We start from the raw sequence: 12,146 nt of genomic DNA, 5'->3' as shown, positions 1-12,146 counted from the left end.
ATGCCGAAGGCGCGCTTGACAGGTGGTGCGGTGACGGAGCGCGGGGCGGGGACGCCCCGGACGGGAAGGGCCGCTCAGGCGGCTACTCGGTGCCCGCCGACGAGGAGGGCTCCTCCGTCTCCAGACGGGACGGCAGGGCGGTCGTGGGGGAGGGGGAGGGGGGCGGCGTGGGGAACTCAGACGTGGCCGGGGGCTCGGGGACCGTGGTGGTCGGCGTGGGCCTGAACGACGTGCCCGTGGCACCCGTGGGTGTGTCACCGCCGGTCGCGGTCGCGGTCGCCGGCGCGGACGACGCCGGCTGGGTCGAACTCGGGCTCGGATCAGGGGCGTTCGTCGTGGGCTCGTCCTCGTACGAGGGCGTCGGGCTGGTCGCCGGCGGGGGCCGGCGGTCTTGATCGGCGGGCTGGGCCCGGGTGAGCATGTTCGGCAGCAGCGCGAGCCCGACACTCAGCCCGGCCACCGCCACGGCGGAGCCGCCCGCCTTCCACAGCAGCCGCGACCGGCGGCGGGTCCGGATGTCCGCGTGCAACCGCTGCCGGTGCTCGGGCTCGTAGGGAGTGTGCTGCTGGGTGTCGCGCATCAGCCGCGACAGGTCCCGCTCGAAGTCGTCCATCGCTTCTCCTTTCACCCCACGGGCCTGACGGCGTCGGACAGGATCTGACGGAGCCGGGCGACTCCGCGTGACGCGTGGGACCGCGCGGTACCCACCGGACAGCCCAGCGCCTGGGCGACCTGGGCCTCGGGCAGGTCCTCGTAGTAGCGCAGCACCACCGCGACCCGCTGCTTGGGCGACAGCAGGGCCAACGCGGCCTCCAGCCGCCGGCGTTCCGCCACGGTGGACGACACGTCGTCCGGATCGGCCCGGTCGGGCAGCTGCTCCACCGGGCGCTCACCCCACCAGCGCCGCCGCGCCGAGCGTGCCGCCATCCGCACGAGCACCGTGCGCACATACGCCTCCGGAGCCTGTTCGGCGACCTTCGGCCAGGCGAACCACAGCTTCACCAGGGCTTCCTGCACCAGGTCCTCGGCGCGCTGCCGGTCGCCCCCCGTCAGCAGACGCGCGACATGGAGCAGCGCCGACCAACGGGCGGCCACGAACTCGTCGAAGCCGTCCGCCCGAACCTGCTCCATCCTCACCGTCCCGCGTCTCAGGGCTGCCTACACCCCTGAAAAAGACGCTGGACCCCGCTCCACGCTGCACTTGGGTCCTGTGATCCAGCTCACCGTGTTCGGGCGCCGACCGGGCACCGGCCACGCAGAAGGGCCCGTGCGGTGCACGGGCCCTTCCTTCCGGCTCTTCGGTTGTTCGGCAGTGACGTCTGCGTGCGCTCGCCCTTCGGCTGGTGGAATGCCGCGGGGAGCGGAGGTCAGTGGCCGCCCGGACCGCCACCGCCGAACGAGCCGCTGCTGCCCTCACTCCAGCGGGGACGCTCCTGGGACGCGCTCGTCCGGCTGCCGTGCCTCTTCAGCTCGTGCGGCGTCAGACGCTCCTGGCTTCTCGGTATCTCCTCGGGCTCCCGGCGTTCACTCGTCTCGCGGACCGGGCCGCCGTCGGGCAGTCGCGGCTGCTCGTCGGGTCGGGGCGTGGGCAGCTCCCTGCGTTTGACGCGGACGCCGAGGACGAAGGCCCCCAGCAGCAGGACAACGACCACCACACCCGCCGCGACCAGCCCGATACCAAGGGCGCCACGGCCCGCGGCCATCTCCATCCATGCGCTGTTCATGGCGCGCGGGTACCCCTGGTTCTCATCATGAACCGGCTCACCTCGACCGTGAGGACGGTGCCCTTGCGGTCCCGGGTGCCGGGGTTTGACGGGCATCGACGGGGCTACCCGCGCGGTGTGACTTCGACGACATCCCAGGAGGAGCTGTTCCGGTTCCTGGAGGACCGCTTCGCATGCGCGCAGGCGTGTACAGAGTGCGCCCGGGCGTGCGCGCTGCGCGCGAGCCTCGTGGATCCCGACGGCACCGAGAACCAGGAACTCGTACGGCGTAAGGGCATCATGTGCGCGGAGGTCTGCGACGCGACCTGCCGTGTGCTGTCCGAGCAGAACCAGGTGGACGAGACCAGCATCCGCGTCCAGGTGGAGTGGTGCCGGACGGTGTGCCTGGAAGCCGCCCACGTCTTCGACCGGCAGCCGGGGGCGGAGGACTCGGCGGCGATGTGCCGTGCGTGCGCCCGGGCGTGCACGGACTTCCTCGTCACACTGAACTGACAGCCGCGGGGAGGGCGCACTCCGGGCACGTTCGCGCCTCGCCATTCCCAATTTCTGCAACACGTTCTACGGTGTGCGCCGACAGGACCGGCCTTGGGGAGCCTGGAGGCGCCATGCACCTCGAATACACGCCCGAGCAGCAGCGGCTGCGCACCGAACTGCGCGCCTACTTCGCCGAACTCGTCCCGGACCACGCCTACGCCCGGCACGGCGACCCGGCCACCCAGAAGCGGTTCTACCGCGAGACCATCCGGCGGCTCGGCACCGACGGCTGGCTCGGCGTGGGCTGGCCCGAGGAGTACGGCGGGCGCGGACTGACGGCCATGGAGCAGTTCATCTTCTTCGACGAGGCCGCCCAGGCCGGCGTCCCGCTGCCGCTCATGGCGCTGAACACCGTCGGCCCGACGATCATGCAGTACGGCACCGACGAGCAGAAGGCGTACTTCCTGCCGAGGATCCTCTCCGGCGAGATCGACTTCGCCATCGGCTACAGCGAGCCCGGTGCGGGCACCGACCTGGCATCCCTGCGCACCCGCGCGGTACGGGAGGGCGACGAGTACGTCGTCAACGGCCAGAAGATCTGGACGACCAACGGCGACACGGCGGACTGGGTCTGGCTGGCGGTCCGTACCGATCCCGACGCGCCCCCGCACAAGGGCATCACCATGCTGCTCGTGCCGACCTCCGACCCCGGCTACTCCTGCACCCTGATCAACACCCTCGCCTCGCACGACACCACGGCCAGCTACTACGAGAACGTGCGCGTGCCCGTCTCCCGGCGGGTCGGCGCCGAGAACCAGGGCTGGCGGCTGATCACCAACCAGCTCAACCACGAACGCGTGACCCTGGCCGCCCACGGCACCATGGCGATCCGCTCCCTGCACGACGTGCAGCGCTGGGCGACGGAGACCAAGCTCGCCGACGGGCGCCGCGTCGCCGACCTGCCTTGGGTGCGCCGCCTCCTGGCCCGCACACACACCCGGCTGGACGCGCTCAAGCTGCTCAACTGGCAAATGGTCGGTGCCGTCCAGGACGGCACCCTCACCCCGCAGGACGCCTCCGCCGTCAAGGTGTACGGCTCCGAGGCCCGGCGCGACGCCTACGCCTCGCTCATGGAGATCGTCGCCGCGCCGGGCGCACTGAAGGAGGGCTCGGCGGGCGCGGTCCTCCACGGCGAACTGGAGCGCGGCTACCGTTCGGCGGTCATCTTCACCTTCGGCGGCGGCAACAACGAGATCCAGCGGGAGATCATCTCCTGGATCGGTCTGGGTATGCCACGGGTACGGCGCTGACTCCTTTCGATCCACTGGGGTTGATGCATCAATCTGGCTTGATGTAGCTTCGGCGTATGGGATCCCGGCCCGCGGACGCAGCCCTCGCGCCTCCGGAGTTCGTCCGGCTGGCCGCGCATCCGCTGCGCTGGCGGCTGCTGGCGGAACTCGCCGACGGCGACCATCGAGTCCGTGAACTGGTGGAACGTGTCGGGGAGCCGCAGAACCTCGTCTCGTATCACCTGCGTCTGCTGCGTGACGGCGGACTGGTCACGGCCCGGCGCAGCAGCTTCGACGGCCGGGACACCTACTACCACCTCGACCTGGAGCGTTGCACTGACGCACTGGCGGCCAGTGGCGCCGCCCTGCACCCGGCGTTGCGCCAGCCCCCCTCATCGCCAAGCAGTCCCGTCGGCCGGGCGCGAGGCCGCCGACTCGCGGTGCTCTTCGTGTGCACCGGCAACGGCGCCCGCTCGCCGATCGCTGAAGCCCTGCTGCGCCACCACACCGCCGGCCGTGTCACTGCGGTCAGCGCCGGCACAAGCCCCCAGCCGCAACTGCACCCGCATACCGTCCGGGTCCTGCGCGAGTCGTTCGGCATCGACCTGTCCGGTCGGCGTACCCAGCACGTGGACGACCTGGTCGGTCGCCGTTTCGACCACGTGATCACCTTGTGCGACAAGGCGCGTGAGATCTGCCCGGAGTTCGGCCCGCGTCGGGTCCACTGGAGCATGGCCGACCCGGGTGCGGCCGCGGAGACCGGCGAGGCCGGCTACGCGGCCTTTCAGCACGTGGCGGCAGACATAGACACCCGTGTCAGGCATCTGATGCCGGTCCTGAACACCCCCGAGACCGTTGCGAGGTCCGAGCCATGACCACTCACGACGAAGACGAATACGTCAGCGTGCGCTACCTCGTCGATGACGTGCAGGCCGCCATCGACTTCTACACCACCCACCTCGGGTTCACGTTGCACTCCAGTGCGGCCCCCGCTTTCGCCGACGTGGTGCGTGGTCGGCTCCGGCTGTTGCTGTCGGGCGCGGCGAGCTCGGGCGCCAGGGCCACCCCGAAGGAGGCCGCCGTCGCGGGTGGCAACCGCATCCACCTCACCTGTGACGACCTCGATGCCGAGATCGCCCGGCTGCGCGGCGCCGGTCTCTCCTTCCGCAGCGAGGCCGTCTCCGGCCCCGGCGGTCGCCAGATCCTGCTGGCCGACCCGTCGGGCAACCTCATCGAACTGTTCCAGCCCGCTCGTCGGCCCTGAACCAGGTGGTGGTGCAGGGTGTCTTCGCCGGTGCCGGGCCGGCGGTGATCGGAGCGATCGCCGGATCCGCCATCCCTCTCGCCGCAGCGCGGCCGTGACCGGCTGTCAACTGCTGCGCGGGGTGACCAGGCCGGATTCGTAGGCGAGGACCACGAGTTGGGCCCGGTCGTGGGCGTGTAGTTTCGTCATGGCACGGTTGATGTGGGTCTTCGCAGTCATCGGACTGATCACCATGTGGCCGGCGATCTGGTCGTTGGACAGGCCTCGTGCGGCCAGGGCGACGGCTTCCCGTTCGCGGCTGGTCAGCTCCTCCAGTGCGGCACTGGTGGTGGGGGGCGGCTGCGTGACGTACCGGTGGATCAGTTTGCGGGTGATGGACGGGGCGAGCAGAGCCTCGCCTCGGGCGGCCACCCGTACGGCGTGCAGGAGGTCCTCCGGCACGATGTCCTTGACCAGGAACCCGGCGGCGCCGGCGCGTAGCGCTTCGAAGACGTACTCGTCCATGCCGTAGTTGGTCAGCATGACGACATGCACGCCGGCCAGGGACGGGTCCGCGGCGATGCGCCGAGTCGCCTCGATGCCGTCCATGACGGGCATGCGGATGTCGATGAGCGCGACGTTGGGCCGCTGCTCCCTGACGAGCGCCAACCCCTCTTCGCCGTCGGCGGCTTCGGCCACCACCTCGACGTCGTCCTCCAGATCGAGCAGCGCGCGGAAGCCGCTGCGGATGAGTGGCTGGTCGTCGACCAGCAGGACACGGATCATGATGCTCGTTCCACAGGGAGTTCGGCCTGGACGATGAAACCGTGTTCGGCGCGCGGCAGCGCACGTAGCCGGCCTCCGAGGGCGGTGACCCGTTCGCGCATGCCGAGCAGCCCGAGGCCGGGGGCAGGGGCGTCGTCGGGAGTGGCCTCGCCGTCGTCTTCCACCAGGACGGCAAGGGTGTCGGGCCGGTACTCGATGCGGACCGCCGCGGTGGTGGCGCAGGCGTGCCGGGCCGTGTTGGTCAGCGCCTCCTGGACGATGCGGTAGGCGGTCCGGCCCACCGCGGCCGGCACGTCATGCCGTTGCCCTTCGATCGTCAGCGTCGTGTCCAGGCCCATCGACCGGGCGCGCTCCACGAGCTCCCTTACGTGCTCCAGGCCCTGCGGCGGCGCCGTGTCGTCGTCGCGCAGGGCTTCCAGAGTCGCGCGCAGCTCCCGGGTCGCCTCCCGTCCGGCCTTCCGGATCGCCAGGAGCGTCTCGGGCACCTGCTCGCCGCGCCTGCGAGCGAGGTGGACGGCGACCTCGGACTGCACCTTGATGATCGAGATCTGGTGGGTGAGGGAATCGTGCAGCTCCCGCGCGATGTGCAGCCGCTCCTCGTCGGCGCGGCGCCGAGCGGTCTCCTCCCGGGTGCGTTCGGCTTCGTCCGCCCGCCGCTCGGCCTGCCGCAGCGCTTCCCCGGCGGCGAAGGCGGCGATCAGCCAGGCGATCTCCAGTACGTTCCGGGCCTGCGTGAACGCCTCGCGCGCCGGCCCCTCGCGGAAGGCCGGCGCCGTGAGGGGGAGGACGACGAGCAGGGACACGGATGCCGCCACCGTCAGGGCACGGTGCCCGACCCGCACCGCGCCGTACACCGCGACCAGATACGAGACCGCGAGCACTTCAAAACCCGCCGCCTCGTACCCCACCGCGCACAGGCCGGTGACAGCCAGCACGGCAATCGGGGCCCTCCGACGCGCGACCAGCGCCAGACCGCCCGCCGCCATCAGCACAGCGCCGACCAACTCGCGCTCCCCGGCCGGGTGCTGCCCGGACAACCCCGTGCCCAGCAGCAGCGCCGCCACGCCGACGGCGATCGCCAAGTCCATGACACCGGCCGGGACACGGAAACGCCCTGTGTCCATGCGTGCACCCTAGCCGGACGCCGCTGCGGGCGAGTCCCGCCCACGGACGAACGACCGGCTACCGCACCCGCGGTACTCGACCGACGCCTGCCGCACGCGCAGCAGTCAACTGCCGTGCCGGCGGCAGTCCGAGAAGACCGCGCCCGCCGGACGACCACCGGCGCGGTCGGCAGGCACGCTCAAGGCCCCACGACACCGCGGCTTCCCCGCGCGAGAACGAGGAGAGTGGCATGAGCGCAACAGATGTTCTGATGGTGGCAGCCGAGGGCGGGGCCATCGGCGACGGGCGGACGGGGGCCGTCCTGGCCCTGTGCGTAGGCCTGGCCGGCGTGGCCCTCGGCTGGCTGGCCCTGGCCCGCGTCGCCGGCCGTATCCGCACCGGCAACGCGCGCACCGGCGCCATGGCGGCCATGGCGGTCGGCCTGACCGGCACGGCCCTGGCGGCCCTGCATCTGGCCACCTCCAGCGGGGGCCCCGGAACCGGCAACGGGATGGTGGGAGCAGTCGTGGCCATCCCATTGGGATTCACCGCCGTGGCACTCGGCCGACAGGCTCTCGCCCGCTCCCGACGCACGGAGTGGACCGCCGAGGACTGCGAAGACGCGCGGGAGCTCGGGTCCGCCCCATGAGGATCACCTGTCCGTCGACTGTCGTCCCGGTGACCGGCGAGGCCGACAACGACCAGGGCCGGGCAAGCAGAAGCCGGCGCGGTTCAGCCGGTGGGAGCAGGCCTCGGCGACTCGTCGAAGCGGCTGGTCAGATCCGCTTCCACGGACACCACGCCGTCGACGCCGCGGCACAGCCGCTCGATGACGGGGACGAGTCGGCCGGTCTCCACACGGCCCTTGAGAGTCACCCGGCCCTCGTGCACGTCGACCGCAACGTCCCTCGGGGCGAGACCGAGGGTTTTGGTGAGGACGTCACGGGTGATCTCGTCGCTTAGCGCCTCGTCCCGGCGCAGGAAGACCCGCAGGAGATCGCCGCGGCTCACGATGCCGATCAGCGTGCCCGCCTCGTCGACGACGGGGAGTCGTTTGACGCCTTCGACGTCCATGAGACGAGCCGCCTCGACGACTGTCCACTCCGGGCGGGCGCAGACCGCGGGAGCCGTCATCAGCTCTCCGGCCGTGGTCCCGTCCGCCGAGAGGGTTCCGTCCACCGGGGCCGGGGGCAGAGACAAGCCGTTGGGGTCGGGTCGCGCCGCGATCGTGCGGAGCAGGTCGGCTTCCGAGACCACCCCTATCGGGTGATCGAGTTCGTCGACCACGGGCAGAGCGGTCACATCGTGGTCGGCCAGCAGTCCGGCGACCCCCTTGAACGGCGTGTCCCGTCGTACCCGTACGACGGGACGCGTCATGAGTTCTCCGATCGTGCGGTGCTGCATGACACGCCTCCCTTCGGTCCGCGACCGACCGCTGCGCGCGTTGGCTCGGCGGTCCTCCGCATGGCTTCTCACCTTCAGCCTGCGCCCCGGACGTGGCCGTGTGCTGGGGGCCTTGGTGCAGAACGAGAGGGCCGTACGTCCTCGATCGACGGGACCTTCGGGCCCTGGTGCGGCGAGAGGAGGGCGAGCTGTGGGCGTTGCTCACGGAAGCGGAGGCCCGGCTGCTGATGCTTCGCGGACGATCAGGGGCCGTTCGGCCCATGACCTCACTGCATTCAGGAGTGAGCCGGGAAGTGCCGCGAGGCCTTGCCACGCAGGTGGGAGGACGCCATGCACGGACCCGTGTACACCGTGAGCGACGTGATGACCCGCACCGTCGTCGCTCTGGCCGCCGGGGGGCCTTCAAGGAGATCGTGCGGACCGTGGAAGAGCGGCGGATCAGCGCACTGCCCGTCGTCGACAGGAGTTCCGCGACAGTGCCTCCGGCCGGGGGCCGCGGGCCCGGCCTCCGACAGGCCTCCGGAAGGCGCAGGCGGTCGCCGCGGCCGATCTGATGACCTCCCCGGCCGTCACCGTCCACCCCGATGCCACCCTCGCCCAGGCCGCGAGTTCCCCGGACCCCGGCACCGTCCGGTCCTCGAACCCGACCTCGCAGGGGAGGAGGACGACCGACGGCCCACACCCCAGCCCCGTCCGTGAGCGTCCCCCGACAACTGGGTCGACCGGCCCTGCCAATGGGGTCGTTGGGCCCTTCTCCCACGAACTCCGAGGAGTGAAGCTGGAATTGCAGAAAGGAGGGTGATATGAGCAGCATGCTGGAGCGACTGCCGGGCTGGCCCGACCTGTTCGGCTGGGTGGAGACGGGGCTTCCCGGGGCGCACGTCGCCCCCGGGCTGCACGGCATCCGCATCGAGGAACACCTCGGGGACGGCACGTACGTCGTGCGGGCCGAACTTCCGGGCGTCGACCCCGACAAGGACGTCGAGATCACCGTCGACGACGGGCTGCTGACGCTGCGCGCCGAGCGCACCGAGCAGACCACGGAGAAGCACCGCACCGAGTTCCGCTACGGCACCCTCGCCCGTGCCGTCCGGCTTCCCGCCGGAGCGAAGGGCGACGAGGCGGCCGCGGAATACAAGGACGGTGTGCTGACCATCACGGTCCCGGTCCCGGAGGCGAGGACGGGAACCAGGGCCATCCCGGTGCGACACGCCTGAGCGGCCGTGGGCGCCCGCACCACAACTGTGTGCGCGGTCGGTGAGCCACCGACCGTGCACACGACTGCGTGCGCAGTGCCGTGCGCCTGCCGTGAACTCTCAGCAAATACACGGCAGTTGCTCGCCCAACGGCATCTCCATCACTCGCCGGGCGGGCACCGCCACGGGGACCTTCGGCCTCGATCAGACCGGCCAGGTCACGGACGAGGAGGAGGACCCTGCGACGCCCGGGAACCCCCGGGTCCACCAGGTGTGGGAGTCGGAGGTGACTGCGAAGGCCTCGACACCGGGGAGGGACTCGACCCATGCGCGGGCGCGCGGACCCATGGCGAAGGCGGCTGTCGCGCAGACGTCGATGTCGGTGAGGTGGCGGCCCACCAGGGTGATCGAGAGCAGCCCCGAGTCTGCCGGACGGCCGGTGTGCGGGTCGAGGATGTGAGCGCCGCGTTCGGCCGTGCCGGAGGTCGCCACGGCAAGGTCCCGGCCGGTCACGAGGGCGCAGAGCTGACCGGGCCGGGCCGGACAGGCGATGCCGACGCGCCAGGGCACGCCGGGGGCGCACTCGCCGCGCAGCTGGACGTCGCCGCCGCCGTTGACACAGGTGTTGCGCGCCCCGGCCCGCTCCAGAATCACCGAGGCCCTCTCTATGGCCCAGCCTTTGACCAGGCCGGTGGGGTCGAGGCGGCCGCCGGGGGCGCGGCTGAACCAGCCGTCGGTGAGGCGCTCGGCGTTCTCACAGAGCCACAGCACTTCGGCGACGTCCCGGTCGCAGTCGGCGAGAGTGATCTCGCCGCGTGAGAGGCGGCTGATCTGGCTGCCGGGACGGTAGGTGGAGAAGACCTCGTCCACCTGGTGCAGCCATGCCACGGCCCTGTCGAGGGCGTGCCGTACGGCGCGTGTGGGGGCGTCGCGGATGTCGAAGGAGAAGACCGTGCCCATGGCGTGCTCGACGTGGCGCAACCCACGGAGTCCTTCGGCGCTCGTGGCGGTCTCGGGCACGTCGTACCCCTCGGGTGTGTCAGGCACCGGCCTTGTCCAGGGCGCTCTGGAGGGACTGCGTGTAGCCCTCGCTGGTGTAGGAGGCGCCGGAGACGGCCTGAATGTGCGCACTCTGCGCGCCCAGCGCCTCCCTGGTCAGGGTGGGCACGGCGTAACCGGAGATCGCCCGGCTGCGCGACGCCCCGCTCGGGGTCTGCAGCGCCCGGACCTTGGTCAATTCGCCGTGGGAGAGAGTGACGGCGATCTGCACCGGGCCGTAGGGGGTCTGCTCGACGGCGCCGGTGAAGGTGCCGGTGGCCCCCGCGCCGCCGCTCGCCCCGCTGGAGTGGCCGGTGCCCGAGCCCGGTGTCGGCGAGGACGTCGCGGCACCCGAGCCGGTGCCGGCCGGTGCGGACGGCGTGGTGTGGTGCGGTTTGAGGGACAGCAGCAGGACCAGTCCCGTGACGGAGGAGGTGGCCAGGAGGGCGGCGCGGCGCATGGCCATGAGGCCGTTCCTTTCAGCTCGCGGGCGGTCTCAGAACGCGAAGGACTCGTGGTGGATGCGGCGGCGCGGCACTCCGGCCCGGCGCAGGGCGGGTATGGCCGCGGACGTCATTCCGGGTGGTCCGCACAGATAGACGTCGCGCTCGGCGATGTCCGGCACGAGGACGGCGAGTCCACCGGCGGTGAGGGGCGAGGAGTGCTCGGCCGGTTCGTCGACCACGTAGTGCACGGTGGCGCCCCGCCGGGCGGCGATGGCGTCGAGCTCCCGCCACAGCGCCACGTCCTCAGGGCGGCGCGCCCGGTACACCAGGGTGACCTCGCCGGGCAGTGTCTCGAACAGGGCACGCAACGGGGTGATCCCCACGCCACCGCCCAGCAGCAGCACCTTGGGCGACGTACGCCGTGCCGCGGTGAAGGCACCGTACGGCCCCTCCGCCCACACCCGCGTCCCCGGCCGCAGCCGGGCCAGGGCCTCGCTGTGGCGGCCGACGGCCTTCACGGTGATCCGCAGGCGCCCCGGGCCGGGCGGCGCGGAAAGCGAATAGGGGTTCGCAGTCCACCACATCCCCCGGGTGAGGAAACGCCAGCGGAAGAACTGACCGGGCTCCGCGCCCAGTCCCTCCAGATGCCGCCCCGTCATGAAGACGGACACCACGCCGGGCGCCTCGGGCCGCACCTCGGTCACGACCAGCCGGTGCCGCAGCCCCCGCCGCACCGGGGTGAGGAAGCGATACCACACCAGCAACGCGGCCACGCCGGTGTAGAGCGCGTACCAGGCGGCCTGCGCGGGGCGGTGCGTCACGAAGTCGGCTCCGTTGGAGAGCTGGTGGAAGAAGGCCAGAAAGACGGCCAGATACGTGGCGAAGTGAAGGTAGTGCCACGTCTCGTAGCTCAGTCGGCGGCGCACGGCGCGGGCCGAGAGGACGCCGGTGGCTACCAGGAGCACGAATCCGGCCGTGGCCGCGAGCATGTCCGGATAGGTGCGGATGAACGTGGCGGCCTGATCCACGACGCCTGCGTGGTCGCCGGCCGCGTAACCGAGAGTGATCAGCAGGACATGGGCGAGCGTCAGCGAGATGGTGTACCGGCCGCCCAGCGCGTGCCAGCGGGCCAGGCGGTCCGAGCCGACGGCCCGCTCCAGGACGGGAAGACGGGACATCGACGCGAGCAGCACCGCGCACGCGTAACCCGCCAGCAGGCCGGTGACTCGGCCGGCGTTGGTCAGCCACCCGGAAAGACCGACCACGGAGGTGGTGTCGGCCCACCAGAGGCCGATGACGGCCAGGGCTCCGGCACCGACCAGCAGCTGGGCCACGGCCCCCACGACGCGGGGGGCCGTCAGGCCGGGCCGAGGGGGACGCGGCCTGGCATGGCGGTTGTACGCGGACGTGGTGGCCACGGGACTCCTAGGTGTGCCGGCTGT

General features: G+C 71.6%; 15 protein-coding genes. 6 read left to right on the top strand and 9 right to left on the bottom strand.

What is annotated here, in order from left to right:
- Positions 1-82: 82 nt before the first annotated feature.
- The 3 genes from SSQG_RS02175 to SSQG_RS02165 all read right to left on the bottom strand — a co-directional run bounded on the left by SSQG_RS02175 (position 83) and on the right by SSQG_RS02165 (position 1,724).
- Positions 83-613 carry a hypothetical protein gene (locus SSQG_RS02175; protein WP_003988039.1) on the bottom strand — a complete coding sequence of 177 codons (531 nt, stop codon included), beginning with the start codon at positions 611-613 and terminating at the stop codon, positions 83-85.
- 11 nt (positions 614-624) lie between these two features.
- Entirely contained in the window at positions 625-1,131 is a 507-nt protein-coding gene (locus SSQG_RS02170) for a SigE family RNA polymerase sigma factor (RefSeq protein WP_039931792.1), read from the bottom strand.
- Between the two features lie 236 nt (positions 1,132-1,367).
- Complete coding sequence (locus SSQG_RS02165; RefSeq protein ID WP_003988037.1) at positions 1,368-1,724, bottom strand: DUF6479 family protein; 357 nt, start codon at positions 1,722-1,724, stop codon at positions 1,368-1,370.
- A 117-nt stretch (positions 1,725-1,841) separates the two neighbouring features.
- On the opposite strand from SSQG_RS02165, the gene SSQG_RS02160 reads away from it, so the two are divergent.
- The 4 genes from SSQG_RS02160 (at position 1,842) to SSQG_RS02145 (ending at position 4,751) form a co-directional block, all read left to right on the top strand.
- Positions 1,842-2,216, top strand: a complete 375-nt coding sequence (locus SSQG_RS02160) for a hypothetical protein (RefSeq protein ID WP_003988036.1) — start codon at positions 1,842-1,844, stop codon at positions 2,214-2,216.
- Positions 2,217-2,329: 113 nt separating this feature from the next.
- Positions 2,330-3,508, top strand: a complete 1,179-nt coding sequence (locus SSQG_RS02155; protein ID WP_003988035.1) for an acyl-CoA dehydrogenase family protein — start codon at positions 2,330-2,332, stop codon at positions 3,506-3,508.
- 56 nt (positions 3,509-3,564) lie between these two features.
- Positions 3,565-4,362: a metalloregulator ArsR/SmtB family transcription factor gene (locus SSQG_RS02150; RefSeq protein WP_003988034.1), complete on the top strand. Its 798-nt coding sequence runs from the start codon at positions 3,565-3,567 to the stop codon at positions 4,360-4,362.
- On the top strand, positions 4,359-4,751 hold the full coding sequence (locus SSQG_RS02145; protein ID WP_003988033.1) for a VOC family protein: 393 nt from the start codon (positions 4,359-4,361) through the stop codon (positions 4,749-4,751). Before SSQG_RS02150 ends, SSQG_RS02145 begins: the two co-directional genes overlap by 4 nt.
- 105 nt (positions 4,752-4,856) lie before the next feature.
- Here SSQG_RS02145 and SSQG_RS02140 read toward each other — a convergent pair whose 3' ends face one another.
- Both SSQG_RS02140 and SSQG_RS02135 read right to left on the bottom strand, forming a co-directional pair.
- A complete protein-coding gene (locus SSQG_RS02140; protein WP_003988032.1) occupies positions 4,857-5,516 on the bottom strand; it encodes a response regulator in 660 nt (219 codons plus the stop codon).
- Positions 5,513-6,640, bottom strand: coding sequence for a sensor histidine kinase (locus SSQG_RS02135; RefSeq protein ID WP_039931789.1), 1,128 nt, complete (start codon positions 6,638-6,640; stop codon positions 5,513-5,515). Before SSQG_RS02135 ends, SSQG_RS02140 begins: the two co-directional genes overlap by 4 nt.
- Positions 6,641-6,870: 230 nt before the next feature.
- Between SSQG_RS02135 and SSQG_RS02130 the strand changes: the two genes are divergently transcribed.
- Positions 6,871-7,269 (top strand): DUF6223 family protein, encoded by a 399-nt coding sequence (locus SSQG_RS02130; RefSeq protein ID WP_003988030.1) that lies wholly within the window; start codon positions 6,871-6,873, stop codon positions 7,267-7,269.
- A gap of 83 nt (positions 7,270-7,352) precedes the next feature.
- Here the strand turns inward: SSQG_RS02130 and SSQG_RS02125 are convergent, their stop codons facing one another.
- Positions 7,353-8,024, bottom strand: a complete 672-nt coding sequence (locus tag SSQG_RS02125) for a CBS domain-containing protein (RefSeq protein WP_003988029.1) — start codon at positions 8,022-8,024, stop codon at positions 7,353-7,355.
- Positions 8,025-8,827: 803 nt separating this feature from the next.
- On the opposite strand from SSQG_RS02125, the gene SSQG_RS02120 reads away from it, so the two are divergent.
- The gene (locus SSQG_RS02120; RefSeq protein WP_003988028.1) at positions 8,828-9,241 is read left to right on the top strand and encodes an Hsp20/alpha crystallin family protein; all 414 of its coding nucleotides are present in this window, start codon (positions 8,828-8,830) and stop codon (positions 9,239-9,241) included.
- Between the two features lie 183 nt (positions 9,242-9,424).
- On the opposite strand, the gene SSQG_RS02115 is transcribed toward SSQG_RS02120, so the two are convergent.
- The 3 genes from SSQG_RS02115 to SSQG_RS02105 form a co-directional block, all read right to left on the bottom strand.
- Complete coding sequence (locus SSQG_RS02115; RefSeq protein ID WP_003988027.1) at positions 9,425-10,180, bottom strand: FAD:protein FMN transferase; 756 nt, start codon at positions 10,178-10,180, stop codon at positions 9,425-9,427.
- Between the two features lie 79 nt (positions 10,181-10,259).
- Positions 10,260-10,724 (bottom strand): FMN-binding protein, encoded by a 465-nt coding sequence (locus SSQG_RS02110; RefSeq protein WP_003988026.1) that lies wholly within the window; start codon positions 10,722-10,724, stop codon positions 10,260-10,262.
- 30 nt (positions 10,725-10,754) lie between these two features.
- Positions 10,755-12,122: a ferredoxin reductase family protein gene (locus SSQG_RS02105; protein ID WP_003988025.1), complete on the bottom strand. Its 1,368-nt coding sequence runs from the start codon at positions 12,120-12,122 to the stop codon at positions 10,755-10,757.
- Between the last annotated feature and the right edge of the window lie 24 nt (positions 12,123-12,146).

The organism is Streptomyces viridochromogenes DSM 40736, assembly GCF_000158955.1.
In the GTDB taxonomy this organism is placed as follows: domain Bacteria; phylum Actinomycetota; class Actinomycetes; order Streptomycetales; family Streptomycetaceae; genus Streptomyces; species Streptomyces venetus.
This window is presented reverse-complemented; position numbering and strand designations above follow the sequence as displayed.